At 69.1% G+C, this 26559-nt stretch carries 30 protein-coding genes; 14 read left to right on the top strand and 16 right to left on the bottom strand.

Annotated elements, in window-relative coordinates; genetic code table 11:
• Positions 1-28: 28 nt before the first annotated feature.
• The 3 genes from ACTJKK_RS00740 (at position 29) to ACTJKK_RS00730 (ending at position 1399) form a co-directional block, all read left to right on the top strand.
• On the top strand, positions 29-328 hold the full coding sequence (locus ACTJKK_RS00740) for a Fe-S cluster assembly protein HesB (RefSeq protein ID WP_247622988.1): 300 nt from the start codon (positions 29-31) through the stop codon (positions 326-328).
• Positions 329-407: 79 nt separating this feature from the next.
• Positions 408-1055, top strand: a complete 648-nt coding sequence (locus ACTJKK_RS00735; protein ID WP_440746658.1) for a hypothetical protein — start codon at positions 408-410, stop codon at positions 1053-1055.
• Positions 1055-1399: a LysR family transcriptional regulator gene (locus tag ACTJKK_RS00730; protein ID WP_247622989.1), complete on the top strand. Its 345-nt coding sequence runs from the start codon at positions 1055-1057 to the stop codon at positions 1397-1399. Before ACTJKK_RS00735 ends, ACTJKK_RS00730 begins: the two co-directional genes overlap by 1 nt.
• Before the next feature lie 3 nt (positions 1400-1402).
• On the opposite strand, the gene ACTJKK_RS00725 is transcribed toward ACTJKK_RS00730, so the two are convergent.
• On the bottom strand, positions 1403-3067 hold the full coding sequence (locus tag ACTJKK_RS00725) for an ABC-F family ATP-binding cassette domain-containing protein (RefSeq protein ID WP_440746657.1): 1665 nt from the start codon (positions 3065-3067) through the stop codon (positions 1403-1405).
• A 25-nt stretch (positions 3068-3092) separates the two neighbouring features.
• Positions 3093-3746: an alpha/beta fold hydrolase gene (locus ACTJKK_RS00720; RefSeq protein WP_247622991.1), complete on the bottom strand. Its 654-nt coding sequence runs from the start codon at positions 3744-3746 to the stop codon at positions 3093-3095.
• 144 nt (positions 3747-3890) lie between these two features.
• On the opposite strand from ACTJKK_RS00720, the gene ACTJKK_RS00715 reads away from it, so the two are divergent.
• Positions 3891-5099, top strand: a complete 1209-nt coding sequence (locus ACTJKK_RS00715; protein ID WP_440746656.1) for a N(5)-(carboxyethyl)ornithine synthase — start codon at positions 3891-3893, stop codon at positions 5097-5099.
• Between the two features lie 38 nt (positions 5100-5137).
• On the top strand, positions 5138-5413 hold the full coding sequence (locus tag ACTJKK_RS00710; RefSeq protein ID WP_247622993.1) for a hypothetical protein: 276 nt from the start codon (positions 5138-5140) through the stop codon (positions 5411-5413).
• A gap of 12 nt (positions 5414-5425) precedes the next feature.
• Here ACTJKK_RS00710 and ACTJKK_RS00705 read toward each other — a convergent pair whose 3' ends face one another.
• Entirely contained in the window at positions 5426-7192 is a 1767-nt protein-coding gene (locus ACTJKK_RS00705) for a GNAT family N-acetyltransferase (RefSeq protein WP_440746655.1), read from the bottom strand.
• Between the two features lie 81 nt (positions 7193-7273).
• On the opposite strand from ACTJKK_RS00705, the gene ACTJKK_RS00700 reads away from it, so the two are divergent.
• Entirely contained in the window at positions 7274-8053 is a 780-nt protein-coding gene (locus ACTJKK_RS00700; RefSeq protein WP_440746654.1) for an alpha/beta fold hydrolase, read from the top strand.
• Between the two features lie 60 nt (positions 8054-8113).
• Here ACTJKK_RS00700 and ACTJKK_RS00695 read toward each other — a convergent pair whose 3' ends face one another.
• From ACTJKK_RS00695 to ACTJKK_RS00675, 5 genes are all read right to left on the bottom strand, one after another.
• A complete protein-coding gene (locus ACTJKK_RS00695; RefSeq protein WP_247955835.1) occupies positions 8114-8542 on the bottom strand; it encodes a type II toxin-antitoxin system VapC family toxin in 429 nt (142 codons plus the stop codon).
• Entirely contained in the window at positions 8539-8772 is a 234-nt protein-coding gene (locus ACTJKK_RS00690) for a FitA-like ribbon-helix-helix domain-containing protein (RefSeq protein WP_440746653.1), read from the bottom strand. Before ACTJKK_RS00690 ends, ACTJKK_RS00695 begins: the two co-directional genes overlap by 4 nt.
• Before the next feature lie 62 nt (positions 8773-8834).
• On the bottom strand, positions 8835-9212 hold the full coding sequence (locus ACTJKK_RS00685; RefSeq protein ID WP_440746652.1) for a hypothetical protein: 378 nt from the start codon (positions 9210-9212) through the stop codon (positions 8835-8837).
• A 238-nt stretch (positions 9213-9450) separates the two neighbouring features.
• Positions 9451-10524 (bottom strand): redox-regulated ATPase YchF, encoded by a 1074-nt coding sequence (gene ychF, locus ACTJKK_RS00680; protein WP_247955833.1) that lies wholly within the window; start codon positions 10522-10524, stop codon positions 9451-9453.
• Positions 10525-10582: 58 nt separating this feature from the next.
• Complete coding sequence (locus tag ACTJKK_RS00675) at positions 10583-11320, bottom strand: class I SAM-dependent methyltransferase (RefSeq protein WP_440746651.1); 738 nt, start codon at positions 11318-11320, stop codon at positions 10583-10585.
• Between the two features lie 59 nt (positions 11321-11379).
• On the opposite strand from ACTJKK_RS00675, the gene ACTJKK_RS00670 reads away from it, so the two are divergent.
• Both ACTJKK_RS00670 and ACTJKK_RS00665 read left to right on the top strand, forming a co-directional pair.
• Positions 11380-11973 carry a 3'-5' exonuclease gene (locus ACTJKK_RS00670; RefSeq protein ID WP_404596733.1) on the top strand — a complete coding sequence of 198 codons (594 nt, stop codon included), beginning with the start codon at positions 11380-11382 and terminating at the stop codon, positions 11971-11973.
• A gap of 47 nt (positions 11974-12020) precedes the next feature.
• Positions 12021-13280: a DNA recombination protein RmuC gene (locus ACTJKK_RS00665; protein WP_440746650.1), complete on the top strand. Its 1260-nt coding sequence runs from the start codon at positions 12021-12023 to the stop codon at positions 13278-13280.
• Here the strand turns inward: ACTJKK_RS00665 and ACTJKK_RS00660 are convergent.
• Together ACTJKK_RS00660 and glpX are read right to left on the bottom strand one after the other, a co-directional pair.
• Positions 13261-13548, bottom strand: a complete 288-nt coding sequence (locus tag ACTJKK_RS00660) for a hypothetical protein (protein ID WP_247623002.1) — start codon at positions 13546-13548, stop codon at positions 13261-13263. The two genes, ACTJKK_RS00665 and ACTJKK_RS00660, sit on opposite strands and share 20 nt — an antisense overlap.
• Positions 13549-13729: 181 nt before the next feature.
• Positions 13730-14716 (bottom strand): class II fructose-bisphosphatase, encoded by a 987-nt coding sequence (gene glpX, locus ACTJKK_RS00655; protein WP_247632612.1) that lies wholly within the window; start codon positions 14714-14716, stop codon positions 13730-13732.
• A gap of 187 nt (positions 14717-14903) precedes the next feature.
• Here glpX and fbaA point away from each other — a divergent pair, with 187 nt between their 5' ends.
• Entirely contained in the window at positions 14904-15932 is a 1029-nt protein-coding gene (gene fbaA / locus ACTJKK_RS00650) for a class II fructose-bisphosphate aldolase (protein WP_247623004.1), read from the top strand.
• Positions 15933-16016: 84 nt separating this feature from the next.
• On the opposite strand, the gene ACTJKK_RS00645 is transcribed toward fbaA, so the two are convergent.
• The 3 genes from ACTJKK_RS00645 to ACTJKK_RS00635 all read right to left on the bottom strand — a co-directional run bounded on the left by ACTJKK_RS00645 (position 16017) and on the right by ACTJKK_RS00635 (position 18610).
• Positions 16017-16541 (bottom strand): DUF6264 family protein, encoded by a 525-nt coding sequence (locus tag ACTJKK_RS00645; RefSeq protein ID WP_440746649.1) that lies wholly within the window; start codon positions 16539-16541, stop codon positions 16017-16019.
• Positions 16542-16781: 240 nt separating this feature from the next.
• Positions 16782-17573 carry an IclR family transcriptional regulator gene (locus ACTJKK_RS00640; RefSeq protein ID WP_440746648.1) on the bottom strand — a complete coding sequence of 264 codons (792 nt, stop codon included), beginning with the start codon at positions 17571-17573 and terminating at the stop codon, positions 16782-16784.
• Positions 17574-17575: 2 nt separating this feature from the next.
• Entirely contained in the window at positions 17576-18610 is a 1035-nt protein-coding gene (locus ACTJKK_RS00635) for a 4-hydroxy-3-methylbut-2-enyl diphosphate reductase (protein WP_372491953.1), read from the bottom strand.
• 122 nt (positions 18611-18732) lie between these two features.
• Here ACTJKK_RS00635 and xseA point away from each other — a divergent pair, with 122 nt between their 5' ends.
• The 5 genes from xseA to ACTJKK_RS00610 are packed head-to-tail and all read left to right on the top strand — an operon-like array spanning position 18733 to position 22979.
• Positions 18733-20010, top strand: a complete 1278-nt coding sequence (xseA, locus tag ACTJKK_RS00630) for an exodeoxyribonuclease VII large subunit (RefSeq protein ID WP_247632615.1) — start codon at positions 18733-18735, stop codon at positions 20008-20010.
• Positions 20011-20066: 56 nt separating this feature from the next.
• Positions 20067-20297, top strand: a complete 231-nt coding sequence (locus tag ACTJKK_RS00625; protein ID WP_247623009.1) for an exodeoxyribonuclease VII small subunit — start codon at positions 20067-20069, stop codon at positions 20295-20297.
• A complete protein-coding gene (locus ACTJKK_RS00620; RefSeq protein ID WP_440746647.1) occupies positions 20294-20932 on the top strand; it encodes a DUF4245 family protein in 639 nt (212 codons plus the stop codon). The genes ACTJKK_RS00625 and ACTJKK_RS00620 overlap by 4 nt, the downstream gene beginning before the upstream one ends.
• Positions 20929-21588: a carbonic anhydrase gene (locus ACTJKK_RS00615; RefSeq protein WP_247632617.1), complete on the top strand. Its 660-nt coding sequence runs from the start codon at positions 20929-20931 to the stop codon at positions 21586-21588. The genes ACTJKK_RS00620 and ACTJKK_RS00615 overlap by 4 nt, the downstream gene beginning before the upstream one ends.
• Positions 21585-22979: a class II fumarate hydratase gene (locus ACTJKK_RS00610; protein WP_336640723.1), complete on the top strand. Its 1395-nt coding sequence runs from the start codon at positions 21585-21587 to the stop codon at positions 22977-22979. The genes ACTJKK_RS00615 and ACTJKK_RS00610 overlap by 4 nt, the downstream gene beginning before the upstream one ends.
• Before the next feature lie 73 nt (positions 22980-23052).
• Here the strand turns inward: ACTJKK_RS00610 and ACTJKK_RS00605 are convergent, their stop codons facing one another.
• The 3 genes from ACTJKK_RS00605 to ACTJKK_RS00595 form a co-directional block, all read right to left on the bottom strand.
• Complete coding sequence (locus tag ACTJKK_RS00605) at positions 23053-24435, bottom strand: PhoH family protein (RefSeq protein WP_440746646.1); 1383 nt, start codon at positions 24433-24435, stop codon at positions 23053-23055.
• A 158-nt stretch (positions 24436-24593) separates the two neighbouring features.
• Entirely contained in the window at positions 24594-25724 is a 1131-nt protein-coding gene (locus tag ACTJKK_RS00600) for an aminotransferase class V-fold PLP-dependent enzyme (protein WP_440746645.1), read from the bottom strand.
• Between the two features lie 54 nt (positions 25725-25778).
• Entirely contained in the window at positions 25779-26558 is a 780-nt protein-coding gene (locus ACTJKK_RS00595) for an isoprenyl transferase (protein ID WP_440746644.1), read from the bottom strand.
• Position 26559 lies beyond the last annotated feature (1 nt).

The raw sequence follows: 26559 nt of genomic DNA, 5'->3' as shown, positions 1-26559 counted from the left end.
GGCGTGCCCCAACCGGAAGGAGAGTCTCGTGCTCACCCTCACCGATAACGCCTCCGCCATCGTCACCACCCTCGTGAGCCGTCAGAGCGAAGCTCCGGATGCCGGCCTCCGCATCCACTCCACCGAGGCCCAGGGCCCCAGCGGCGAGTCCCGCCTGGCCGTGCTGGTGACGACCGATCCCGAACCGCAGGACCAGGTGGTCGAGATCTCGGGAACGCGTCTGTTCCTCGATGAGACCGCCGCCGTCGCCCTCGACGACAAGATCCTCGACGCGGGCGTCGACGACGAGGGGGCCGTGTCGTTCGCGGTCCTGCCCCAGGTCGCCTGACCCACAGACTTCGGATGCCGCGGCTCACCAGAGCCGCGGCATCCGCTGTGTCCGGTCGATCCGACGATAATCTGAGGCCATGATGCATCCTCGACCCCGCCTCATCCTCCCGCTGGTCGCTCTCGCAGCGGCCAGCGGAATGCTGGCGGGCTGCGCACCTTCCGCGCCGATCGAGTCTGCGGTGACCTCATCGCCGACGTCGTCACCTACGCCCTCTCCGTCCGCGACCCCCGAGACCCAGGTGGTGGTGATCTCTCTCGACGGGGCGTCGGTCGATGAAGGGGTGCTCGTCCCCTTCGGCGACGTGGACGGTCTGGTCGCCGCGTTCACCGACCTGTTCGGCACCGCCCCCGACGAGTCGACGGTCGACGGGCCGTACGACTCCGCTTACACCGCCTACGAGTGGGCGTCGGTGCGCGTGCTGGTTGCCGACGCGCGGGCCACCGTCACGGTCTCGGCCGAGGCTCCCGGCGTCGCCTTCACCACTGAGCAGGGCATCACCCTCGGCTCCGCCCGCGCCGAAGCGCTGGCAGCCGGGGCGGAGGATGACTGGGACGAGAACGGCGACGGCATCGCCGACTACCTCAGGATCGGCATGCGAGAGGTGCCGGGAACGCAATCGCTCACCACTCCCGGCGCGGTCGGCATCGAGTACCTCACCCTGAAGATCACCGATGACGTCGTCAGCAGCATCAGCACCGGTGGCAACGACTTCAGCGATATCTGATGAAGATCGCCCTCCTGCGCCGTTACGTCGTCCTCGCCGAGACGCTCCACTTCCCGCGTGCCGCGGAATCGCTCGGCATCCCCCTCGCCTCGCTCTACACGTCGCTCGACAAACTCGAGGAGGAGGTCGGGCACGCGCTGATCAATCGCGAGGGCACGCCGCGACTCACCCACGTCGGCGAACTCTTCCTCGTCGAGGCGCAGGCCGCCGTCGCTGCTGCTCCCCCGCCCGCCCCGAAGAACGTCGCCCCGGCGGGCGGCAAAGCCAAGGCATCGAAGGGCAAAGGCAGAGCCCCGATCGTGAAGGGCCAGCCCAAGCCGTATAAGAAGCGTCAGGGCCGCTGACGCTCAGAGTTCGGCGACGTTTCCGTCGGTGACGTTCCAGCGCCGGTTCGTCTCGACGGCGTCGAGCATCCGCCGATCGTGCGTGACGAGCAGCAGCGTGCCCGTGTACGACTCGAGGGCCTGTTCGAGCTGCTCGATCGCCGGCAGATCCAGGTGGTTCGTCGGCTCGTCGAGCACGAGCAGGTTCACACCGCGTGCCTGCAGCAGCGCGAGCGCCGCGCGGGTGCGCTCCCCCGGAGACAGGCCATCGACCGGCCGCGTGACGTGGTCGGCCTTGAGCCCGAACTTGGCCAGCAGCGTGCGCACGTCGGCCGACGCCATCTCGGGCACGAGCAGTTCGAAGGCATCCGCGAGCGCCGCATCGCCGACGAGGAGGGAGCGCGCCTGGTCGATCTCGCCGATCTGCACGCTGCTGCCGAGGCTCGCGCTCCCCTCGTCGGGGCTGCGCGTGCCGAGAAGGGTTCGCAGAAGCGTCGACTTTCCCGCACCGTTCGGACCCGTGATGCCGATGCGGTCGCCCGCGTCGACCTGGAGCGTCACCGGTCCGAGCGTGAAGGCCCCCTGCCGGACGACCACCCCGTTCAGCGTCGACACGACGGTGCTGGAGCGCGGTGCGGACCCGATCGTGAACTCGAGCTTCCACTCCTTACGGGGCTCCTCGACCTCGTCGAGGCGCGCGATGCGGCTCTCCATCTGGCGCACCTTCTGAGCCTGCTTCTCGCTCGACTCCATCGACGCCTTGCGCTTGATCTTGTCGTTGTCGGGCGACTTCTTCATGGCATTGCGCACGCCCTGGCTCGACCACTCGCGCTGCGTCCGCGCCCGGGCGACCAGATCGGCCTTCTTCTCGGCGAACTCGTCGTACTGCTCGCGCAGATGTCGCTTGACCGTCGCGCGCTCCTCGATGAACGCATCGTACCCGCCGCCGTAGAGGCGGTTGGTCCCCTGCGCGAGGTCGAGCTCGAGCACCTTCGTCACGCTGCGCGCCAAGAACTCGCGGTCGTGGCTGACCAGCACCACGCCGCCGCGAAGACCTCGCACGAACGCCTCCAACCGATCCAGGCCGTCGAGATCGAGGTCGTTCGTGGGCTCGTCGAGCAGCACGACGTCGAACCTCGAGAGCAGCAGCGCCGCCAGACCGACCCGCGCCGCCTGGCCGCCCGAGAGCGCCGTCATCATCGATTCGGGGGTCAGCGCGCCGCCGCTCGACGACCCGAGATCGGCCAGCACCGCCGGCAGACGTTCGTCGAGATCGGCCGCCCCGCTCGCGAGCCAGCGGTCGAGAGCGGTCGAATAGGCATCGGCCGGGTCGACACCGGGTGCCGCGAGCGAGGGATCGCCGAGAGCCTCGGCCGCGGCATCCATCTGTCTCGTCGCTTCGGCACAGCCCGTGCGACGCGCGATGTAGTCCGCGACGGTCTCGCCCGCGACGCGCTCGTGCTCCTGCGGCAGCCACCCGACGAAGGCGTCGGCCGGTGCGAGCGCGACGCTCCCCTCGATCGGAGCATCCGCCCCCGCGAGCAGGCGCAGGAGGGTGGACTTGCCGGCGCCGTTCGCGCCCACCACGCCGATGACGTCTCCGGGAGCGACCGTCAGGTCGACATCCTCGAAGAGGACGCGGTGGCCGTACCCACCGGAGAGGTTCTGGGCGACGAGGGTGGCGGTCATCAGACCATCCTCTCAGCCCGAGAGGTCAGTCCCAGTCGAGGTAGTCCTCGATCGCCCAGGAGGTCGCTCCCATGTGGGTGAACGGGAAGAGGTATCCGCCGCCGTCGACGCCGACGACGCTCACGCGGTCGGGGGCTGCGGCCTGCAGCTTCTCGCCGTTGACGACCGGGGCGATCGGGTCGTCGGTGCCCTGCACCACGAGCACCGGGAGTCCCTCGGCGAGCGGAGCGGGGGTCTCCCACGCGGCGGCCTGCAGCGCGTCGACCTCGGCGTCGCGGGCCGGGGCGGGGATCGCGGCGAGCGCCTCGGCCGAAGGGCCGGTCTCGTCCACGCCGAGCAGGAGCACGCCGTTGACACGATCGTGGTGGTCGAGTGCGACGACGCGTGCCACCGCACCGCCGAAGGCGTGACCTCCGACCCAGGCATCCGAGATCGAGAGGTGCGACATGACGTCGACGACGTCCTGCGCGAGGTCGTGCATCGTGACCGCGGCATCCGAGGGCCGACGCGAGCCGATGCTCACCACCCGGAAGTCCTCCTCCGACACGGAGTGCGACAGCAGCTCGAGGTACGTGACGTTCAGACCGTGCCCGGCGATCAGGATCAGTGCGGGGCCCTCACCCTCTGCGGTGAAGGGGATCGCGCGTCCTGCGGGTTCGAAGATCTGAATGTCAGCCATAGTGCGGCAGTCTCCTTTGGTGAGGTGGGCCTTACCCAGCGTACCGGGCGGTCGCGGAAGTCACGAAGCCGGGCGCCGCACATGCGGCCCCGCCGCACAGGCCAGGGGCGTACTGTCGGAGAAGGAACTGACCCTGGTTCTCCGATGATGGGAATCACGTTGTCCGACGCCGCACCCCGCTCCACTGCCGCTCTGCTCTCACTCGGTCTCCTCGCCGGCTCGTCGATGGAGAACGAGCGACGACTGCCGATCCACCCCCACCACTTCGACCGCATCGACCCGGACCTCCGGGCGCGCATGGTCGTCGAGCGCGGATACGGCGCCAACTTCCGGCTCTCCCCCGGCTACATCGAGTCGCGCGTCGGACGAGTCGCCGACCGCGCCGAGGTGCTCGCCTCCGCCGATGTGCTGCTGCTGCCCAAGCCGCAGGCGGCCGATGTGGCCGCCATCCCCGCGGGGCGCACGCTGTGGGGCTGGCCGCACTGCGTGCAGGATGCCGCGATCACCCAGACCGCGATCGACAACCGCCTCACGCTGATCGCGTTCGAGGCGATGAACCACTGGACACCGCAGGGAGACATGAGCCTGCACGTGTTCCACAAGAACAACGAGCTCGCGGGCTACTGCTCGGTGCAGCACGCGTTGAGCCTGGTCGGCTCGACCGGCGACTATGGTCCACGCCTCAGCGCGGTCGTGATCGGCTTCGGAGCGACGGCGCGCGGCGCGGTCACCGCGCTCAACGCGCACGGCATCCACGACATCCAGGTGCTCACGCAACGCGGAGTGGCGGCCGTCGGCTCTCCCATCCACAATGCGCACATGACGCAGCTGAACACCGATGGCAGCGGGGCCACCCACCTCAGCACGGTCGTCACGGATGCCGGTGACGTGCTGTTGCCGGACTTCCTGGCGTCGCACGACATCGTCGTCAACTGCACACTGCAGGACGTCGCGGCGCCGATGACCTATCTGCGCACGGAGGACCTGCAGGGATTCACGTCGGGAAGTCTCATCATCGACGTCTCCTGCGACGAGGGCATGGGATTCGAGTGGGCGACACCCACGACCTTCGACGACCCGATGTTCACCGTCGGCGACGGCGTCGATTACTACGCCGTGGACCACAGCCCCTCGTACCTCTGGAACTCGGCGACCTGGGAGATCAGCGAGGCGACGCTGCCCTTCCTCCGCTCGGTGATGGAGGGAGAGGCCTCCTGGGACGCGAGCAGCACTCTCGCCCGCGCGATCGAGATCCGCGACGGCGTGGTCCAGAATCCGAGCATTCTCAGCTTCCAGGACCGCGACCCGGCATACCCGCATCCGCAGATCGAGCGACGTCCGTCGGCGGCGTGATGACCGTGCGCCCGCGACCGTCGATCTAGGCTGGGGAGATGCTCGCCGCTCTCATCCGCCCCGTCGAATCGCACACCGTCGAGGTCGCCGGAGCGTCCCTCGACGACGTGTACGCGCAGATCTCGAGCCATGCACCGGACGGGTTCGACCTCGTCTCGGCCCCGGTGCGGATGCTCAAGGGCACGGCGGGAATCCAGGCGACGGCCCGGTTCGATCGCCGAGACGGCGTCCGCGAGATCTCGGCCGACGACATGGGCGCGCTCGAGGCGCAGGTTCCCGAGGGCTGGCAGATGCTCTCGGTCTGGACGCTCTAGCAGCTGACTCGGCTAGATCTCCCTCTTCAGTCCGACATGGGCGGTCTGGTACCCGTGTCGGGTGTAGAAGGCGCGCGTCCGCTCCCGCGCATCGTCGGTGGTGACCTGCGACAGCCGGGCGCCTCGCGCCCTCCCGAACTCGTGCGCCCATTCGAGCATCGCCGCCCCCAGCCCCTGGGACCGCGTCCCTGCAGCGACGCGCAGTCCCTCGATCTGGAGCCGGGTCGCCCCACCGCGGGAGAGGCCCGGGATGACGGTGAGCTGCATCGTGGCGACCGGGCGATCGTCGCTGTCGCGGACGACCCCCAGGTAGTTGGATCCGTCGCGCGCGACCGCGCTGAAGGCCGCCTCGTAGCGCTCGAGCTCGACGCTCTCCCGATCCCGGCCGAACTGATCGTCGAGCAGCAGCGCGGCAATGGCCCCGATGTCGTCTCGATTCGCCCGTTCGAGCCGGAACTCTCGGCCCGCCACCTGCAGGCGTCCCCGCACGGACGACCGCGCATCCGCCTGCAGCCGGGCGACGAGGAGGTCGAGCCATCCGCCGACGTTCGCGCGAGCCTCCGCCGTGTCGGGGTAGCGGCATCTCAGGTGCAGGCCCGACTCATCCAGGATGAACCACAGCATGACCCCGTCCGTGTCGGTCGCCGCGCTGACGTACTGGGCGTCGAGGCCGACGGAGTCGATGCGCACGGGAAGCCTGCGCAGGTCGAGCCACGAGATCGCGAACATCCCGGGGGCGACGGGCATGCCGCCCCACGGCGCGAGGACGTCCGCGAGCGGCCAGGCGCCGAGTTGCACCGCCTCTTTGACTGCGGCCGCCGCCGCGAGCGGTTCTGCGACGCCCGACTCGAGGACGGAGTTGGTGATGAACCATCCGACCGAGTCGTGCCAGGTGTCCTCGAATCGGCTGTGCACGGGGAACACGGCGCGAAGCGGGGCATCCGCCAGTTCTCGGGTCACCGCGGTCATCGCGACGACGGCGCGCGCGAGGGTCGAGACGCCGTCGTCGCGCGCCTGTGCGGCGAAGGCCGCGGCATCGTCGACATCGAACACGTCGCGCACTTCTACGCGCTCACGATGCGGCTCAGGAGTACCCAGCGATAACGGGAACTGCGGCATCACGCCGCCGCTGCCGTCGATGATGTCCTCCCACCGCCGACGCACGTGGTCGGGTGCCGCGTCCCGATCCAACAGAGTCTGCGTGTGTTCGACGAATGCCGGTGCCGGCCGTGACGTCGACTGCGCACCGACGCGCCCGGCGTCGAGCGCGGACAGCAGGTCGCGCGCGATTACCAGCATCGACCACATGTCGACGTGCGCGTGGTCCGCAGCGATGACGACCGTGAGACCGGCAGCCGTCTCCAACACGCAGAGGCGGTGCGACGGATGCCGGTACGGCGAGCATGCCTCATCGAGGACATCCCGCAACGCGTCGTTGACGGCCTGCCCCGAGCCGACCTGATGTTCGACCCAACTGCCGGGACCGATCTCGATCTCGTGGAGCTCCGGCTCGCCGTCTGCACCGGCGACGAACGCCGTCCGCAGCGTGCCATGTCGAGCGATCACCTCCAGCCAGGCGGCGGCGATCGACTCGCGAGGAATCGGTGCAGGCAGCCGGAAGGAAAGCGCCATCCACGATCCGGGTCGATCGCCCGCCCCGACATGGAGGCGCTGATCGAACGACACGGGGAGGCGTCGTCCGGGCGCGGACGCGGTGACGTCGTACCCCCAGAGCCGTCCGAACGGGAGGCGGAGGTGCGTCACATTCGTCAGGCGCATGGGAGCACCATATCGTCCGGATAATGTGAACTCACAACCACTGCCCGAGCGGTCCCGTTCCGTCATCGATCGAGGAGTCTGATGCCCACATTCGAGGTGCCTGGAGCCGAGCTGGCCGTCGCCATGAGCGATGAAGGCGGCCACCCGGTCGTCCAACTGCACGGCCTCACCGCGAGCCGGGCGCGCGATCGAGGACTCGACCTCGACCTCGGCCGAGGACTCAGCGGAACGCGACTGCTGCGCTACGACGCGCGCGGCCACGGCCGGTCGACCGGGCGGAAGGTCCCCGAGGACTATCGCTGGCAGACCCTCGCCGACGACCTCCTGCGACTGCTCGACCACTGGTTCCCGGGCGAGCGCGTTCACGGCGTCGGCCCCTCCATGGGCACCGCGACACTGCTGCACGCTGCGACGATCGCGCCGGAACGCTTCACCGGACTCACGCTCATGGCGCCGCCCACGGCGTGGGATACCCGACCCGCTCAGGCCGCGAACTATCGAGCCGCGGCCGATCTCATCGACGCCGAGGGTATGGAGGCGTATCTCGCGAGCACGCGCGGCCCCGCACCCTCGCCAGAGGCCGAGGCCGTGCCCGATCCGGGGCCCGACGTCACCGAGACGCTTCTGCCGTCGGTCCTGCGAGGGGCGGCACTCAGCGATCTGCCCGCGCCGGAGGCCGTCGCCCGCATCGCGGTGCCGACATCGATCCTGGCGTGGACCGATGACCCGGGGCATCCGCTGTCGACGGCGGAGGCACTCGTCGAGATCCTCCCGCACGCGACCCTGAGGGTTGCGCGCGCGCCCGCGGACATCGAGGTCTGGCCCGAGATCCTGAGGCAGGATCTCGGCCGTCAGACGTAACCCCCGTGACCCCGTGACGGCGGTCCCTGTGTGGCGGCGACAAGCCGCGCTGTGTCCTGGTCAGGTGGTGGAGGTCACCCACGGGTCGAGCACCTCGACACCCGTGTGCGCGAAGTCCTTGACGTTGCGCGTCGCGCACGTCGCCCCGTACGCCAGGCAGATCGCTGCGATCTGGGCGTCGGCCGTGCTGATCGGGAGCCCGGCCTCCTCACGCACCTCGAGGACGGCCGCGTAGTGTTCGGCCGCGCCCTCGTCGAACGCCAGGATGGCGCGGCTCCCTCGGAACGGATCGATCGCGCGTTCGATGACGGACGCCAGGATGTCCTTTCTGCGTCCGTCGGGAAGTCTGCGAACTCCCGCGAGGAGTTCGGCGAGCGTGATCGCGGTGATGGCGACCTCTCCCGTCAGCGATCGCATCCATGCGACGACGTCACCGTTCGGCTCCGCGCGGATGACCTCCGAGACGACGTTCGTGTCGAGGACGATCACGAGAAGTCCGCAGCACGAGCGACATCGTCGCGCTCGGGAATCACGAGGTCATCGGCACCGCCGATTGCCTGCGCGGCGGTCATGAACGCGACGCCGATGTGCGGGCGACCTGCCGCTCGCGTGAGGATGTCGCGCACCTCGGCCTCCATCGAACGCCCGTGCTCCCGCGCCCGCAGGGCGAGTTGCTCCTTGACCAGTTCGTCGAGTCCGCGAACGATGATCGATGCCATGCGGCGACCGCCTTTCATCGTGATATCACTCGATGATATCGCAGTGCCGCGAGTCGTCATCATCATCCGATCAGGTAGGCGAAGCCCCGATTAGATGCGGCCACGCCGTGGACGAAATCGACCGCACGCGTGAGGAAGTCCTCGACGTAGCGAGACTCGCGATCAGCTCTGGCGTGATCGCGCACTTCTTGGAGGAGGCTGACCAGGTCGTCCGCGATGGCGGGGATCTCCCGCGGGGCGACGCCGCGGACGAAGGGCGTCCACCCGCGATCGTGCATCGCAACCTGCCCTTCGAACATGCGATAGGAAGGTCGAGGCGTCTCCCGTTCGGGCGAGGGACCGGTCAGGGCTTGAAGCTCGCGCCACGCTTTGTCGAGGTACAGCATCTCGGCCTTGGGCACGGACTGCTGAAAGTCGGTCTGCGCGATCTGCGCCCCCATGCGGCATACCCCAGGCATCCGCAAGCGGATCGTCGCCGATGAAACTCATCGGATCGGCCACAGCGCGGTCCGTGTGCTCGGCGTCGAAAGCGTATGCGTAGTATCCGATTCCCATGCATCGAGCCTGTTGCACGCACCGGGCACGTTCGGAACGGCGATGCACCATTAGGTCACAAGTCGGCAGACTCGCCGACTGTGCAGGAGAAGCGGAGACGCGGAACCTTCTCGTGCGCCGACCTCAGTTGTTGAAGCGGAACTCCACGACGTCGCCGTCCTTCATGACGTAGTCCTTGCCCTCGAGGCGGGCCTTACCCTTGGCACGGGCTTCGACGACCGATCCGGTCTCGACGAGGTCCTCGAACGAGACGATCTCCGCCTTGATGAAGCCCTTCTCGAAGTCGGTGTGGATGACACCGGCCGCCTGCGGAGCCTTGGCGCCCTGCGGGATCGTCCAGGCGCGCGCTTCCTTCGGACCGGCGGTGAGGTACGTCTGCAGTCCGAGCGTGGCGAAGCCGATGCGGGCGAGCTGGTCGAGGCCGGACTCGTCCTGGCCGGTCGCCGCGAGCAGCTCGGCGGCGTCCTCGGGGTCGAGGTCGATGAGTTCCGACTCGATCTTCGCGTCGAGGAAGATCGCCTGAGCCGGAGCGACAAGCGCGGCGAGCTCTGCCTTGCGTGCGTCGTCGGTGAGGACTGCCTCGTCGACGTTGAAGACGAAGATGACGGGCTTCACGGTGAGGAGCCCGAGTTCGCGGATGGGCTCGAGGTCGAGGCCGCTGACCGAGAGCAGCTGACCGCGCTCGAGAGCGTCCTTCGCCGCGTTTGCCGCATCGAGGACCGACGGGTCGATCTTCTTGCCGCGGACTTCCTTCTCGTACCGGGTGATCGCCTTCTCGACGGTCTGGAGGTCGGCGAGCATCAGCTCGGCGTTGATCGTCTCCATGTCGGATGCCGGGTTCACCGCACCGTCGACGTGCACCACGTCGTCGTCGGCGAAACCACGCACGACCTGAGCGATCGCGTCGGCCTCGCGGATGTTCGCGAGGAACTGGTTGCCCAGCCCCTCCCCCTCGCTGGCGCCGCGCACGATGCCAGCGATGTCGACGAACGACACCGCAGCGGGCAGGATGCGCTCGCTGCCGAAGATCTCCGCGAGCTTGTCGAGCCGCGGGTCCGGCAGGTTCACCACGCCGACGTTGGGCTCGATCGTCGCGAACGGGTAGTTCGCTGCGAGCACGTCGTTCTTGGTGAGTGCGTTGAAGAGGGTGGACTTGCCGACGTTGGGCAGGCCGACGATTCCGATAGTGAGAGCCACGGGGAACGAGTCTACCTGTCGTGACGCGTACCCTCGTCGGATCGCTCGCCCGTGGCGATCAGCCGCGACGGGCGCGGAACGCCTTCGTCACGTAGGGCAGATCGATGACTCCGTCGGTGAACTCGAGGTCGTCGAAGAGGGCGTCCATCTCCCTGTGGATACGCTCCTGCTCCTCGGATGTCGCGGTGATCACCGCGCTGCGCGACGAAGCCATCCGGTGGAGCTGTTCGCGTGTCATCGGCCGCGACCATTCCCAGCTCTCGCTCTCGAGCGAGCCGAAGGGTGCGGCGACGACAGGGTCACCGGCGGCGAGCGCCTCTTCCGCCGCGCTGCGGTGCATGATGCGGCTGAGGTCGCGCACCCACTCGACGCGCTCGTCGCGGATGTTCCAGATCAGCCCGAGCGCTCCATCCGCGCGCACCGCACGTCCGATCTCGGCGGAGGCTCGGACCGGGTCGACCCAGTGCCAGGCCTGACCGAGCACGACGGCGTCGAGGCTGTCGTCCGGCAGCGGAAGGGATTCGGCGGTGCCGAGGAACGTGGGCACGCCCGGCACGTTCTCGCGCAGGGCGGCGAGCATGGCCGGGTCGGGATCGATCGCGACGATCTGAGCGCCCGGAGCGTGCGCGATGGCGCGGGTGAGCTTGCCCGTTCCGGCCCCGACGTCCGCGACGCGCTGCGCCCCGGCGGGCAGGATCTCGAGCATCCATGCCACCGCGTCGAAGGGGTACTCGGGCCGCCCCACCTCGTAGTCCTGCGCCTGCGCGCCGAACGACGTCGCTCTGCTGTCCGCCATGTCGTCAGCATACGGCGCGCCGCCCGCCGCGAACAGGACGCCCGGGCGAGAGTGGATTCGTGCCCCTGGACTTCACAGCGATCGACTTCGAGACGGCGAACTCCAGCCCCGCCTCCGCCTGTTCCGTCGGCCTCGTGCGCGTGCGCGGCGGCGAGGTCGTGGCGCAGGCCGGGTGGCTGATCCAGCCCCCGCCCGGGCACGACGAGTTCCAGGAGTGGAACGTCCGCATCCACGGCATCCAGCCCGAAGACGTTCTCACGGCCGCCACGTGGACCGAGCAGTTCGACCGCCTGTGCGACTTCGCCGGGTCCGATGTGCTCGTCGCGCACAACGCCGGCTTCGACCTCAACGTGCTCCGCCGCGCATCCGAAGCGACCGGCGGCGTATGCCCTCCGTATCGCTCGCTCTGCAGCCTGCAGGTCGCGCGCAAGACCTACCAGCTCGACTCCTATCGCCTCCCGAAGGCGGCAGCAGCCGCCGGGTTCGCCGAGTTCTCGCATCACGATGCGCTGGCGGATGCTCGGGCCTGCGCGCAGATCGTGATCGATGCCGCGCGCCGCGCCGCAGCCTCGGACGTCGAGATGCTGGCCGAGATCTTGGGACTGCGACTCGGTGGCGCGCCGGTCGTCCGCGAGGAGCGCGCCGTCGCCTGACCGGGACGCCTCCCGGCAATGTCGGCGGCCAGGGGCATCATGAGCACATGGATGCTCCCCTGATCGTTCTCCTCGTCATCGCCGCTCTGTGCGCCGGGGCGGCGCTCGGCTGGTTCCTGCGCGCCGGCCGAGGTGCCGCCGAGTTCGCCCGCGTACAGGCCGAGCTCGCCGCGGCCCGCGACGATCGCGATCGCCAGTACGACCTCTACCGCGATGCCGTCGAGCACGCGCGCGTCGAGCAACGAGCGGAGGCGCAGCGGGTGCAGCAGCAGAACGCCGTGCTCACCGCGCTCGCCCCGGTGCGCGAGAGCCTGCAGCAGATGCAGCAGAAGGTCGCGACGATCGAGCAGGAGCGCCACGCCCAGTTCGGCTCACTCGCCGAGCAGTTGCGGCGAGCGCAGGAGTCCGACGAGGCACTGCGCGCGACGACGGAGTCGCTCGCCGGAGCGCTGCGCTCGACCGCCACGCGCGGCGTCTGGGGCGAGACCCAGCTGCGGCGCGTGGTCGAGGCTGCGGGATTGACGCGGCACGTCGACTTCGACCTGCAGGCCACGATCTCGTCGGATCGCGGGCAGGGCCGACCCGACATGGTGATCCGTCTCGCCGGCGGTGCCTCGATCGCCGTCGATGCCAAGGTGCCGCTCGACGCCTACCTCGAGGCGTCGGCGCTGCCGTCGGGAGATGCGCACGAGGCTCAGCGCCGAGCGCACATGCAGAAGCACGTCAAGGCGGTGCGCGCACACGTCGATGCTCTCGCGAAGAAGGCGTACTGGGCGGGACTCGATTCCAGCCCCGAGTTCGTGATCTGCTTCCTCCCCAGCGAATCCCTGCTCGCCGCCGCGATCGACGAGGACCCGACCCTCCTCGACTACGCGTTCGGTCGACGCGTGGCTCTCGCCTCCCCGGTCAATCTCTGGGCCGTCCTGAAGACCGTTGCGTACACGTGGACGCAGCAGGAGGTGTCGACCGAGGCCCGCACGCTCCTGAACCTCGGCACGCAGCTCTACGACCGCCTCGGAACCCTCGCAGGTCATGCCGACGACCTCCGCCGCGCGCTGGAGCGCACGGTCGACAGCTACAACCGCTTCGCCGGGTCGCTCGAGACCCGCGTCCTCGTGACCGCACGCCAGTTCCCCGGCATCGACGCGACCACGCTCGATGCCCAGCCGGCGCGCATCACCGCGAGCGCGCGCCGATTCACGGCATCAGAACTGGTCGAGGAACCGGTACGCGGCGAGACCGCTCAGGCAGAGATCGGTGCGGTCCGCGATCGGATCGACGCTCCGATCACACCGGAACGCCACTGAGCAGGATGATGACGAGCCCGCTGGTCGCGAGGAAGGCCCCGATCATCCACCAGGCGCTCATCTCCTGCCCCTCGGCACGGCGCTTGCGGAAGAGCACATCGGCGCGACGAGCCGGATCGACGACCGGCTGAGCGGCGGGCACCGCAGGCGTGGCCGCCGCGATGCTGCCCTCGGCATCCGCCGCGCTCACGCGGAGAATGCGTCCGGTGTTGGTGGTGACGATCTTCGTCGGCGCGGCCTTCGAGCTGCGTGTCTGCGGCGTGGTCATGTGTTCGCCCTCCTGTGCCTGCGGTGCCAGATGGCTCCGTCCTCGGCGACAAACCCAGGCTCAAGTCTGACACGACCCACGAAGAATCGCAGGATCGGGCGCGCAGGAGGGATACCGGGTCGGTAACGATGACGAGGCCCCCGACACGCGCCGGAAGCCTCGATGCATCATCCCGCGAGGATCACAACCACTTCGAGACGAGGTGCTCCGAGGCGATCCGTCGCAGCGTTCCCGACGCCCCGCGCAGCACGACGCTCTCGGTGTACACGTACCCGCGCTCGCGGCGCACGCCCGCGACGAGCTGGCCGTCCGTGACACCGGTCGCGACGAAGATCGTGTTGTTGCCCTGCACCAGATCATCCGCCTCGTACACGCGATCCATCTCGAGTCCCGCGTCGATCCCGCGCTGGCGCTCGTCATCGTCGCGCGGCCAGAGGCGTCCCTGGATGTGTCCACCGAGAGCCTTGATCGCGCAGGCGGTGACGATGCCCTCCGGGCTGCCGCCGACACCGACGCACATGTCGGTGCGCGCGTCATGGCGCGCCGCATTGATGCCACCGGCGACGTCGCCATCGCTCATCAGACGCGTCCCCGCGCCCGCATCACGGATCTCCTGGATGAGCTGCTCGTGGCGGGGACGGTTGAGCACCGACACGACGATCTCGTCTACAGGCTTCTCGAGAGCGCCGGCGAGGCGACGGATGTTCTCGGCGATCGGGAGGCGGATGTCGACGACACCCACGCCCGCGGGTCCTGTGACGAGCTTGTCCATGTAGAAGACGGTCGACGCATCGAGCATCGAGCCGCGGTCCGAGACCGCGATGACCGAGAGCGCGTTCTGCCGTCCTGCAGCCGTGAGCGAGGTGCCGTCGATCGGGTCGACGGCGATGTCGCATTCGGGACCGCGTCCCGTTCCGACGACCTCACCGTTGAACAGCATCGGAGCGTTGTCCTTCTCGCCCTCGCCGATCACCACACGCCCCTGGAAGTCGACCGTGCCGAGGAAGGCGCGCATCGCGTCGACGGCCGCACCGTCGGCGGCCTCCTTCGCTCCCCGCCCGATGAACGGCACGGCGCGGATCGCCGCCGCCTCCGTCGCCCTCACCAGCTCCATCGCGAGGTTGCGGTCGGGTCGAAGCGGGCTCAGATCAGCAGTAAGACTCACCATGGGGTCAGCCTAGCCAGCGGGCATGGGCGAAACGCCCTGTTTTCCCCGTCGAGACCGTGAAGGATTCGCGTTTCTTAACAGAACGGTAGGAGACACGTGCCGGCGTCGGACCCCGGCCCCCGGCATCCGTCCGCGCTCCCGGCTAGAGTGACTGCTGTCCCAGGCTTCATCTACCGCAGGAGTTCTCATGCCCGTCGCCACCCCGGATCAGTACGCCGAAATGCTCGACCGCGCGAAGGCCGGCGGCTTCGCGTACCCCGCGTTCAACGTCTCGAGCTCGCAGACGATCAACTCCGTCCTCCAGGGGCTGACCGAGGCCGGCTCCGACGGCATCATCCAGGTCACGACCGGTGGCGCGGACTACTTCGCCGGCCACACCGTCAAGGGCCGCGCGACCGGCGCCCTCGCCTTCGCCCGCTTCGCGACCGAGGTCGCCAAGAACTACCCGATCACGGTCGCCCTCCACACCGACCACTGCCCGAAGGACGCCCTCGCCGGATTCGTCGAGCCGCTGATCTCCGCCTCCGAAGAAGAGGTGAAGGCCGGCCGCAACCCGATCTTCCAGTCGCACATGTGGGACGGCTCGGCCGTGCCGCTCGCCGAGAACATCGAGATCGCGAAGGACCTCCTCCCCCGTATGAAGGCGATCAACGCGATCCTCGAGGTCGAGATCGGCGTCGTCGGCGGCGAAGAGGACGGCGTCCAGCACGAGGGCTCGAACGACGCCCTCTACACGACCTTCTCCGACGTCGACCAGGCCGTCCAGGCGCTCGGTCTCGGCGAGCAGGGCCGTTACATCGCCGCCCTCACCTTCGGCAACGTGCACGGCGTCTACAAGCCGGGTGGCGTGAAGCTGCGCCCCGAGCTGCTCGGCGACATCCAGGCCGAGGTCGCCGCCAAGTACGGCACGGGCCCCAAGCCCCTCGACCTCGTCTTCCACGGCGGCTCGGGCTCGACCGACGAGGAGATCGCCACGGCGGTCGCGAACGGTGTCATCAAGATGAACATCGACACCGACACGCAGTACGCCTACACGCGCGCGATCGCCGACTACATGTTCAAGAACTACGACGGCGTGCTGAAGGTCGACGGCGAGGTCGGCAACAAGAAGCAGTACGACCCGCGCGCCTGGGGCAAGATCGCCGAGACCGCGATGGCCGCCCGCGTCATCGAGTCCACTCGCCAGCTGGGCTCGTACGGTCAGTCGAAGAGCTGACCCACCGCACGAGAAGAACGGGTGCCCTGCCGCGAGGCGGGGTACCCGTTCTTTTCCTTCTGCGTAGCGGCAGGGCGCGATCGATCAGGAGCCGGTGCCGCCCTGCATGTAGGCGACGAACGCGGGGTCTCCCATCATCGGGATCGAGATGCAGATCGCCGCGATGCCCAGCGTCACCACGGCACCGACCAGGGGCAGCCACCAGGTGAGCTTCCCGCGGCGCAGACGACGGATCGAGAAAGTCGCCGTCAGCGCCCACCCGGCGATGAGCACCACGGAGGCGATCGTCCCCCAGAGTCTGCCCTGTGCGAAGTTGGTGAACTCGCCGGAGGCGCCCAGCACCGACAACACCTGATTCATCACGGTCGGAAGGTCGAGATACTGCAGACCGGTGACCACGACGTTCACCAGACCGTAGGCGAGAAGTCCGATCGTCACGAAGCGGTCTACCGGGTGCGCGCGCCGGGGTGCATCCGTAGCGGCGTCCGCGGCCGGCAGCGCGACAGCGGTCTCGACCGGCGGCAGTTCGGAGAGAGGCGGGAGACCGGCGGCACGCCGCTGCTCCTCGGGAGTGGCGATCTCGCCGTACTGGGGCCGCTGTTCGCTCATGCCGCCATGCTAACGGCCGCGCCTGTCCCGAGCTCCCAGCAGAACATCTTCCGAGAATGGTGGCGGCCCCGGAAAGTGGGGACTTCTCGGGGCCGCGGACGAGGAGCGCTGGGGACGCTTCCTCATCCCAGTCAGTCGCGAGGGACTGGGGATCCTGCTCGCAACCCGTAGTGCCGTGATGCACAGACGCCTACGCCTACAAGGATAGGCAACCGTGGAATCCTCTGCCACTGAGGTTTTTCAGATAGTGAACTCCGGCCCAGGCTCGTCCCCGCCGAGCGCATCCGCCCCGAGCTGGAGCGACAACCGCCGTGCCGCCCTCTGCAGCTTCGACACCAGCTCGCGGTCGACGATCGCCTGATCCGACGGCAGGGAGATCGCGAGTGAGGCGGTGACGTTGGGCGCGATGACGGGAACTGCCACGCAGGTCGCGCCGATGAGGTACTCCTCCTGGTCGAGGGTCCACCCCGGGGAATGCTCGAGCTGCGTCAGCAGCGTGCGCCGATCGCTGATGGTCCGAGGAGTGAGCTCCTCGAGACGATGACGCGAGAGGTAGTCGAGACGGTCGTCGTCGGGAAGCTCCGCCAGGATCTGCTTGCCCAGCGCCGTCGCGTGCCCGCTCGACTGCAGTCCGACCCACAGCTCGACACGCGGGTTCTGCTCGGCGTCGACGATGTCGATGAGGTGCATCTCCCCGTCGTCGTAACGCGAGAGGTACGCCGTGGCCCCGACCTCGTCGGTGACCGACCGCAGCGCCGCCCGCACGCGGGCGAGGAACACTCCGCGGGTGTCGATCTCGCGCTGGAAGGTCGGAAATCGCGCGCCGAGCACGAGTCCGTCGGGCTCGGCCGACAGGTACCCCTCATGGATGAGCGTGCGCACGAGGTTGTAGGTGGTGCCGGGCGTGAGCCCGGTGATCGCCGCCAGCATCTTGGTCGGCAACGGACGGGGAGAGTTGGCGACGATGTCGACCAGGCGAAGAGCCCGCTGCACCGATCCGATGAGCGTGGGTTCCGCCTCGGCGGCGCTCAACGCTACGCGCCTCCTCCGGTCGCGCGTCCGCCCAGGGCCCGATCGTCGCGCTTGCCCGAAGCATCCTGACGCAGTTCTTTCGGCAGCGAGAACATGAGGTCCTCCTCGGCCGTCTTCACCTCTTCGACGTCGCGGTAGCCGGCGTCGCCGATCGCGTCGAGCACCTCGCGCACGAGGACCTCGGGGACGGATGCCCCGCTCGTCACGCCGACCGTCTCGACGCCGTCGAGCCACTCCTGCTGGATCTCCTCGGCGTAGTCGATGCGGTACGCGGCCTTGGCCCCGTACTCGAGCGCGACTTCGACCAGGCGCACGCTGTTCGAGGAGTTCGCGGAGCCGACCACGATGACGAGATCCGCACCGACGGCGACCTTCTTGATCGCGACCTGACGGTTCTGCGTGGCGTAGCAGATGTCGTCGGACGGCGGATTGTGCAGTTCGGGGAAGCGCGTGCGCAGACGGTTGACGGTCTCCATCGTCTCGTCGACGGAGAGCGTGGTCTGCGACAGCCACACGACCTTGTTCGGGTCCTTCACAACGACCGTGTCGGCCTCGTCCGGCGAGTTGACGATCGTCACGTGATCCGGAGCCTCACCCGCCGTGCCCTCGACCTCCTCGTGCCCCTCGTGACCGATGAGCAGGATCTCGAAGTCGTCACGGGCGAAGCGCACGGCCTCGCGATGCACCTTGGTGACCAGGGGGCAGGTCGCGTCGATCGCGTGCAGGCCGCGATCGGATGCCGCGTTCACGACGGCCGGCGAGACGCCGTGCGCACTGAAGACCACGTGTGCCCCGGCCGGAACCTCGTCGACCTCCTCGACGAAGATCGCCCCCTTGGCCTCGAGCTCGCTCACCACATGGATGTTGTGAACGATCTGCTTGCGCACGTAGACCGGAGCGCCGTAACGCTCGAGAGCCTTCTCGACGGCGACGACGGCGCGATCGACACCCGCGCAGTATCCGCGCGGCGCGGCGAGCAGCACGCGCTTGCGTCCGGCCACCGCGTTATCCTGAAGCCTCCCGGCCGCCGCACGCACGCGTGGGAGGCGAGGAATGGGGAGATGAACGGCAGTCGAGGTCACCCCTCGATTCTACCGGCGTCCACCCTGAGAAAGCCGGGAATCCTCCCCCGCACGACAACCCCCAGGGACGAGAGCAGATGACGGTCTTCGAAGCAGCCACCGGCCCCGGCGAGAACCCGCCGGCGGATGCCGTCTCGCCCCGCGATTCGACGGCGGATGCCCCGACCTCCGTCGCCCGGCTGAACGCCACCATCCGGGACTTCGTCGCGCGCTGGAACACGGTGTGGGTCGAGGGTGAGATCACCTCCTGGAACGTGCGCGGCGGAAACGTCTTCGCACGCCTGAAGGACGTGCAGTCCGATGCGCAGATCTCGATCCGCGTGTGGTCGAGCGTTCGAGGGCGCATTCCCGCCGACCTCGGGATCGGGGATCACGTCGTCGCCGCCGTCAAGGCCGACTACTTCGTGAAGGCCGGCGACTTCAGTTTCACCGTCTCCTCGATGAAGCACGTGGGGCTGGGCGATCAGCTCGAGCGGCTCGAGAAGCTGCGCGCACAACTCCGTCAGGAAGGCCTCTTCGACCCCTCGCGCAAGAAGCGGCTGCCGTTCCTCCCGCACGTGATCGGGCTCATCACGGGCGAGAGGTCCGACGCCGAGAAGGACGTGCACCGCAACGCCGAGCTGCGCTGGCCGCAGGTGCGCTTCCGCACCGAGTACGCGGCGGTGCAGGGCGAGCGCTGCGTTCCCGACACGCTGGCGGCCCTGGCCCGTCTCGACGCGGATCCCGACGTCGACGTCATCATCATCGCCCGGGGCGGCGGCGATCCGCAGACCCTCCTCGGCTTCAGCGACGAGCGTCTGGTGCGCGCCGTCGCCGCCGCCTCGACGCCGGTCGTGAGTGCGATCGGGCACGAGAACGACCACCCCCTCCTCGACGATGTCGCCGACCTGCGCGCGTCGACCCCGACGGATGCCGCGAAGCGGGTCGTGCCGGATGTCGGCGAGCAGCGCGCCCTGATCGGACAGCTGCGCTCCCGGGCGACCACGCGACTCACCCAGCGCCTGTCGCACGACATCGCGCAGCTCGAACAATTGCGTTCGCGCCCCGTGCTCCGCTCCCCCGCCCCGATCATCGACTCCCGCGCGCAGGAGGTGTGGCTGCTGCTCTCGCGGGGTCGCGACACCCTCACCCGCCACCTCGATGCCGCCGGTCGCCGCACGAGCGAGCTGCGGGCTTCCCTGCGTGCGCTGTCACCGGCGGCGACGCTCGCGCGCGGCTACGCGATCGCGCATCTCGAGGGCGGTGTGATCCTGCGCGATGCGGCGGATGCCCCGGCCGGAAGCGCCCTGACCATCACGGTCGATCGGGGTTCGGTGGCTGCGCGGTCGGAGGGCGAGATCGCCGAGGCATCCTGATCGAGCGCGGCCCGCGGCCGCTCACCGATCGCGACGGCACGCCGTAGGATGGAGGAGTGAGCGCGCTGAACGATACCCCTGTCGAGACGCTGACGTTCGAGGCCGCTCGTGACGAGCTGGTCACCGTGGTCGCCGAACTCGAACAGGGCGCGCCGACCCTCGAGCAGTCGCTGGCGCTCTGGGAGCGCGGTGAGGCCCTGGCGGCCCGCTGCGAGGAATGGCTCCTCGGCGCCAAGCGCCGACTCGACGCCGCCCGCGCCGCTGCCGACGACGGGGACGAGCGATGAACAAGCCCGCTCCCATCGTCGCGGAGCTCGGACGCCCCGAGACCCCGGAGGAGACGGCCGCCCGCAAGGCCGCGTCGAGCAAGGCCTATCGGTCGAGCCAGACCGTGCGCAGCCTCATCGCCGCACTGCTGGCGACCCTCGCCGTGCTGGCCGTGATCATCTTCGCCGTCCCGCGCGGTGAGCCGGCATCCGCGCCGTCCGTCGACCTCACCGGCATCGCCGCCGACGTCGAGAACACGATGGACAGCGCGGTGATCGTGCCCGAACTCGGCGACTTCTGGCGGGTGAACGCGGCCGAGCTGCAGAGCGGTGCCACCGTCGTGTGGGACATCACGCTCGCCCCTGCCGCCCAGGATGAGCGCGGGTTCGTCAAGGTCGCCCAGGCCTTCGACGCCGATTCCCGCTGGGCACCGCAGCGCCTCGAGGGGACGGCCCCCACCGACACCGTCACGATCGACGGCATCGAGTGGGACGTCTTCACCCCCGGCGACTCGGCCTCGAACATCTCCTACGCACTCGGCACGCAGGCCGGCGACAACTACGTGCTGCTCTACGGCTCGCGGTCGGCCGATTCCACCGCCGAGCTGGCCGCCTCGCTCACCCCCCAGATCCGCACCCTCTCGGAGGCCTCATGACGCACGACCTGACCCCGGCCGCAGCCTGGAAGCAGATGCGCGACGGCAATCGCCGTTTCGTGAACGAGGAGCCGCGGCATCCGAATCAGGACGTCGCCCGCCGCAAGGGACTCGCCGAGGCCCAGAACCCGGTCGCCACCCTGTTCGGATGCTCGGACTCGCGTCTCGCCGCCGAGATCATCTTCGACCTCGGACTCGGCGACCTGTTCGTCGTGCGCAACGCCGGCCAGGTGATCGGAGAATCGATCGTCGCGAGCCTCGAGTACGCGGTGGCGGTGCTGAACGTGCCGCTGATCGTGGTTCTCGCCCATGACTCGTGCGGTGCCGTGCGCGCCGCGATCGACGGCACCGCGATCGACGCGGCACCCGTGCCCCCGCACATCTGGAAGCTGATCGCCCCGATCGTCCCGGCCGCGCGCAAGGTGCTCGCCGAGAGCGGCGGCACGACGGTCGCCGAGATCGACGCCGAACTCGTCGGCCAGGAGCACCTGCGCAACACCGTCGCCGACCTGCTGCAGTCGTCCGAGATCATCAGCAGCGCCGTCGCCGAGGGCCGCCTGGGCATCGTCGGCGCCAACTACCGTCTGGCCGAGGGCACGGCCGTGCCCGTCATCACCGTGGGGATCGACCCCGAAACGCAGGAGGGTTCGGAATGACCGATACCGAGTACCGCATCGAGCACGACACCATGGGTGAAGTGCGGGTGCCCGTGAACGCGCTCTACGGGGCGCAGACGCAGCGCGCCGTCGAGAACTTCCCGATCTCGGGCAAGGGGCTGGAGTCGACGCAGATCGCAGCCCTCGCCCGGATCAAGAAGGCCGCCGCGCTCGCCAACAAGGAGCTCGGCACGCTCGACGGCGCCATCGCCGACGCGATCGCGCAGGCCGCCGACCAGGTCGCCGCCGGCTCCCACGACGGCGAGTTCCCGGTCGACACCTACCAGACCGGCTCGGGCACGTCGTCGAACATGAACATGAACGAGGTGCTCGCGACGCTGGCGACGCGCATCCTCGGCGCGGACGTGCACCCCAACGACCACGTCAACGCCTCGCAGTCGTCGAACGACGTCTTCCCGACCTCGGTGCACATCGCGGTGACCCAGGCGCTCATCGACACGCTCATCCCCTCGCTCGACCACCTCGCCGTGGCTCTCGAGGCCAAGGCCGAGCTGTGGAAGGACGCGGTGAAGTCCGGCCGAACCCACCTCATGGATGCGACCCCGGTCACCCTCGGCCAGGAGTTCGGCGGCTACGCCCGCCAGGTGCGTCTCGGCATCGAGCGCGTGCAGTCGGCGCTCCCCCGCGTCGCGGAGGTCCCGCTCGGCGGCACCGCCACCGGCACCGGCATCAACACCCCGCTCGGCTTCCCGCAGAAGGTCATCGCGCTGCTCGCAGCCGAGACCGAACTGCCGATCACCGAGGCGAAGGACCACTTCGAGGCCCAGGCCAACCGCGACGGTCTCGTCGAGGCATCCGGTGCCCTGCGCACCATCGCCGTCTCGCTGACCAAGATCAACAACGATCTGCGCTGGATGGGCTCCGGCCCGAACACGGGTCTCGGCGAGCTGCACATCCCCGATCTGCAGCCGGGTTCGTCGATCATGCCCGGCAAGGTCAACCCGGTCGTTCCGGAGGCCGTGCTGATGGTGTGCGCGCGCGTGATCGGCAACGACGCGACGGTCGCCTGGGCGGGAGCATCCGGTTCGTTCGAGCTGAACGTCGCCATCCCCGTCATGGGCACGGCGCTCCTCGAATCGATCCGTCTGCTCTCCAACGCCTCGCGCGTGCTGGCCGACAAGACGATCGACGGCCTGCAGGCGAACCTCGACCGCGCGGCCGCGTTCGCCGGTATGAGCCCGTCGATCGTGACGCCGTTGAACAAGCTGATCGGCTACGAGGCCGCCGCCAAGATCGCCAAGCACGCGGTCGCCCAGGGCATCACGGTGCGCGACGCCGTGATCGATCTCGGCTACGTCGAGCGCGGCGAGCTGACGCTCGAGCAGCTCGACGAGAAGCTCGACCTGCTGTCGATGACGCACCCGGGCTGATCCGTCCGCCCACGCAAGAACGCCGGTCCCTTTCGGGGCCGGCGTTCTTTGCTTTCTCGAACGGGACGACCCGCTAGCTCAGCTCACCGCCCTCGAGGAGTTCGGTGACCAGGGCCGCGATCGCGGAGCGCTCGGAGCGCATGAGCGTGACGTGCGCGAACAGGTCGTGTCCCTTCAACGTTTCGATCACGCTGGCGATGCCGTCGTGGCGTCCGACGCGGAGGTTGTCGCGCTGACCGACGTCGTGCGTGAGGATGACCCGCGAGTTCTGACCCATTCGGCTGAGCACGGTGAGGAGCACATTGCGCTCGAGGGACTGGGCCTCGTCGACGATCACGAAGGCGTCGTGCAACGAACGGCCGCGGATGTGCGTGAGCGGCAGGACCTCGAGGATGCCGCGTTCGACGACCTCCTCCATGACGTTGCCCGAGACCACCGAGCCGAGCGTGTCGAAGACCGCCTGGCCCCACGGCCCCATCTTCTCGCCCTGGTCGCCCGGGAGGTATCCGAGCTCCTGCCCGCCGACCGCGAACAGCGGACGGAAGACGATGATCTTCTTCTGCTGCTGCCGCTCCAGCACGGCCTCCAGCCCGGCGCAGAGCGCCAGGGCCGACTTGCCGGTACCCGCACGACCACCCAGCGAGACGATGCCGACGTCGGGGTCGGTGAGCAGGTCGATGGCGATCCGCTGCTCGGCCGAGCGCCCGTGCATCCCGAAGATGTCACGGTCGCCACGAACCAGCTTGTACTCGCCCTCCGCGGTCACCCGTCCGAGGGCGGAACCCCGCTCCGAGTGGATGATGAGGCCGGTGTTCACCGGAAGACCGCGGGCCTCCTCGCTGATGCCGACCTCGCTCTCGTACAGGTCGCTGATGTCGTCGCCCGAGAGGTTCAGGGTCGAGATGCCGGTCCAGCCGGAGTCGATCGCCTGCTCGGCGAGGTATTCCTCGGCTCGGAGCCCGAGCGACGCCGCCTTCACCCGCATCGGCAGGTCCTTCGAGACGATCGTGACGTCCTGGCCGTCCTGGGCGAGATGCATCGCGACCGACAGGATGCGGGTGTCGTTGTCGCTCAGGCGGATGCCCGCGGGGAGCACCGAGGAGTCGGTGTTGGCGAGCTCCACCCGGAGCGTGCCGCCCTCGCCGACCTCGACCGGGAAATCGAGACGCCCGTGCTCGATGCGCAGGTCGTCGAGGTGCCGGAGCGCCTGTCGGGCGAAGTATCCGATCTCGGGGTCGTGGCGCTTGCCCTCGAGCTCGGTGATCACGACCACCGGGAGGACGACGGAGTGCTCGGCGAATCGGAAGAAGGCCTGCGGATCGCTCAGCAGAACCGAGGTGTCGAGGACGTAGGTGCGGAGATCCTGATCCGGATCCGATGACGACGCCCGTCGATTCGACTGACGGGTGGACTGCTGCGCGGTGCTGGTGGACTGCTGCGCTGAACGTGTGGTCACGACCCACTCCCGACCCGGGGAATCCCGGCTATTCGAACGAGTCGACCAGGGGGTCACGAGTCGCTTGCCTGTGGCCGACCCGATCGGGCACCATGCCCGATGCCTTGAAGGTACGACCAGCCGCCGACTTTTCCCCGGCTCGACACGCCAGCGAAGTGTTACGCGATGGTGAACGTCTCGTTGCCGAACCCGGCGAGCGCGTCGTCGAGCATCCGGATGGTCTCGTCGTCTGTGCCGGCATGCGGGGCCAACCGCACCGCCGAACCACGAGCGGTCACCACGACACCGGCGTTGGCGAGGGCGGCTGCGAGGCGGGCCGGCTCCTCCGGCGCGAGGGCGACGATCCCCGCACGCCGCTCACGCTCGCGCGGAGAGACGACCGTGATGCCGTGCCGGTCGGCGATCTCGATGACCGCGTCGACGCGGTCGGCGAGATGCTCCTCGATCGCCGCGATCCCGGCATCGCGCACGGTGCGCGCGCCGACGGCCAGACGACCCGCCGCGAGCGTGTCGGGACCGCTGGTCGTGAAGGCGCGAGCGGATGCCGCGGGCGCAGGGCGCTCGTCGACCGCGAGCCCCTCCCCCTCGGTGCCGGTGATCCCGCTGAGCACCGGGGCGAGGCGCTCGCGCGCCAGATCCGAGAACCAGGCGAAGCCGGTCCCGCGCGCGGCGCGCAGCCACTTGTAACCGTGTCCCACGACCACGTCGGCGACGCGGAAGTCGGTGTCGACGATGCCGAAGGACTGCACGGCGTCGACGATGAGCAGTCGGTCCGGGCCGATCACCTCCCGCAGCGCCGCGAGGTCGGCACGGTAGCCCGTGCGGAAGTCGACGTGGCTCACCGCGAGGGCGGTGACATCGTCGTCGAGCGCCTCCGCCACGGCATCCGGGGTCACGCGGCCGTCGGCCGGGTCGATCCATCGCGGCACGACCGTGCCCTGCGAGAAGGCCGCCGCGCGATCGAGCGTCAGGCTGACGCTGGGGAACTCGGCGGTCGAGGCGATCACCGTGCCCCGTGCGCCGTAGAGCGCCTGGGCGAGTCCCTGGGTCGACGACGGCTGCATCGTCACGTCCTCGGCATCCGCCTGCAGGATGTCGGCGACGACCTCGCGCGCCTGGGTGACGCGCTCCGCGACGAGCGCGAGCGAGGCGGGGCGACCGCTGCCGAGGAGGTCGGCGTCGGCGAAGACCTCCTCGCGCACCGACGGCGACAGCGGTCCGAATGCGGCCCAGTTGAGATAACCGGGTTCGACGTCGAACGTGGCCAAGTAGTCGTGGATGGTGCTCACCGAGTAAGTCTGGCACGATGCCGGCGCGGCGACGACTCCCTCTCGGGCGTCGCGTCACCGCCCGAAACGACGGTCCCGATCCGCGAAGTCGCGCATCGCCCGGAGGAAGTCGACCTCGCGCAGGTCCGGTCCGAGAGCCTCGACGAAGTAGAACTCGCTATGGGCGCTCTGCCACAGGAGGAAGTCGCTGAGGCGCTGCTCGCCGCTCGTGCGGATCACGAGGTCGGGATCCGGCTGGCCTCCGGTGTAGAGGTGCTCCCCGATCATCTCCGGTGTGAGCTGCGCCGCGAGATCCTCCATCGTGCCGCCGGACGCCTCGTGCGTCACCAGGATGCTGCGCACGGCGTCGACGATCTCGTTCCGGCCGCCGTAGCCGACGGCGAGGTTGACGTGGAGTCCTGTGTGGTCCTTCGTGCGCTCCTCGGCATCGGCGAGGACCCGGGCGAGATCCGTCGGAAGGATGTCGGAGCGCCCGACGTGCTTGACGCGCCAGTTGCCCTCCCGCGACAGGCCTTCGGCGAGATCGGCGATGATCTCGATCAGATCCGCCAGCTCGGCCGAGTCGCGCTTGAGGAGGTTGTCGCTCGAGAGCAGGTACAGCGATACCACGCGGACGCCGAGTTCATCGCACCAACCGAGGAACTCGCGCATCTTGATCGCACCGGCACGGTGTCCGTGGGCGGCCGTGGCGTAGCCGAGCTGTCGTGCCCATCGACGGTTACCGTCGATCATCATCGCGATGTGGTGCGGAACGGACGCCGGATCGAGGCGGCGGCGCAGCCGGTTGCTGTAGAGCCGGTACAGCGGCCCACGCCCCTGGTTATCCCCTGACATC

The organism is Microbacterium sp. 22179 (assembly GCF_052045715.1).
Classification (GTDB): Bacteria; Actinomycetota; Actinomycetes; order Actinomycetales; family Microbacteriaceae; genus Microbacterium; species Microbacterium galbinum.
Note: the sequence above shows the minus strand (reverse complement) of the source record. Positions and strands in the feature narration are given on the sequence as shown.

Excerpts from the sequence above, each read along its gene's own strand:
- fbaA (WP_247623004.1), top strand. The coding sequence starts at position 14,904 with ATGCCCGTCGCCACCCCGGATCAGTACGCCGAAATGCTCGACCGCGCG.
- ACTJKK_RS00620 (WP_440746647.1), top strand. The coding sequence starts at position 20,294 with ATGAACAAGCCCGCTCCCATCGTCGCGGAGCTCGGACGCCCCGAGACC.
- ACTJKK_RS00720 (WP_247622991.1), bottom strand. The coding sequence starts at position 3,746 with ATGGCTGACATTCAGATCTTCGAACCCGCAGGACGCGCGATCCCCTTC.
- ACTJKK_RS00705 (WP_440746655.1), bottom strand. The coding sequence starts at position 7,192 with ATGCGCCTGACGAATGTGACGCACCTCCGCCTCCCGTTCGGACGGCTC.
- ACTJKK_RS00665 (WP_440746650.1), top strand. The coding sequence starts at position 12,021 with ATGGATGCTCCCCTGATCGTTCTCCTCGTCATCGCCGCTCTGTGCGCC.
- ACTJKK_RS00735 (WP_440746658.1), top strand. The coding sequence starts at position 408 with ATGATGCATCCTCGACCCCGCCTCATCCTCCCGCTGGTCGCTCTCGCA.
- ACTJKK_RS00675 (WP_440746651.1), bottom strand. The coding sequence starts at position 11,320 with ATGGCGGACAGCAGAGCGACGTCGTTCGGCGCGCAGGCGCAGGACTAC.
- ACTJKK_RS00645 (WP_440746649.1), bottom strand. The coding sequence starts at position 16,541 with ATGAGCGAACAGCGGCCCCAGTACGGCGAGATCGCCACTCCCGAGGAG.
- ACTJKK_RS00595 (WP_440746644.1), bottom strand. The coding sequence starts at position 26,558 with ATGTCAGGGGATAACCAGGGGCGTGGGCCGCTGTACCGGCTCTACAGC.
- ACTJKK_RS00615 (WP_247632617.1), top strand. The coding sequence starts at position 20,929 with ATGACGCACGACCTGACCCCGGCCGCAGCCTGGAAGCAGATGCGCGAC.
- ACTJKK_RS00660 (WP_247623002.1), bottom strand. The coding sequence starts at position 13,548 with ATGACCACGCCGCAGACACGCAGCTCGAAGGCCGCGCCGACGAAGATC.
- xseA (WP_247632615.1), top strand. The coding sequence starts at position 18,733 with ATGACGGTCTTCGAAGCAGCCACCGGCCCCGGCGAGAACCCGCCGGCG.
- ACTJKK_RS00730 (WP_247622989.1), top strand. The coding sequence starts at position 1,055 with ATGAAGATCGCCCTCCTGCGCCGTTACGTCGTCCTCGCCGAGACGCTC.
- ACTJKK_RS00725 (WP_440746657.1), bottom strand. The coding sequence starts at position 3,067 with ATGACCGCCACCCTCGTCGCCCAGAACCTCTCCGGTGGGTACGGCCAC.
- ACTJKK_RS00610 (WP_336640723.1), top strand. The coding sequence starts at position 21,585 with ATGACCGATACCGAGTACCGCATCGAGCACGACACCATGGGTGAAGTG.
- ACTJKK_RS00690 (WP_440746653.1), bottom strand. The coding sequence starts at position 8,772 with ATGGCATCGATCATCGTTCGCGGACTCGACGAACTGGTCAAGGAGCAA.
- ACTJKK_RS00715 (WP_440746656.1), top strand. The coding sequence starts at position 3,891 with ATGATGGGAATCACGTTGTCCGACGCCGCACCCCGCTCCACTGCCGCT.
- ACTJKK_RS00710 (WP_247622993.1), top strand. The coding sequence starts at position 5,138 with ATGCTCGCCGCTCTCATCCGCCCCGTCGAATCGCACACCGTCGAGGTC.
- ACTJKK_RS00700 (WP_440746654.1), top strand. The coding sequence starts at position 7,274 with ATGCCCACATTCGAGGTGCCTGGAGCCGAGCTGGCCGTCGCCATGAGC.
- glpX (WP_247632612.1), bottom strand. The coding sequence starts at position 14,716 with ATGGTGAGTCTTACTGCTGATCTGAGCCCGCTTCGACCCGACCGCAAC.
- ACTJKK_RS00685 (WP_440746652.1), bottom strand. The coding sequence starts at position 9,212 with ATGGGGGCGCAGATCGCGCAGACCGACTTTCAGCAGTCCGTGCCCAAG.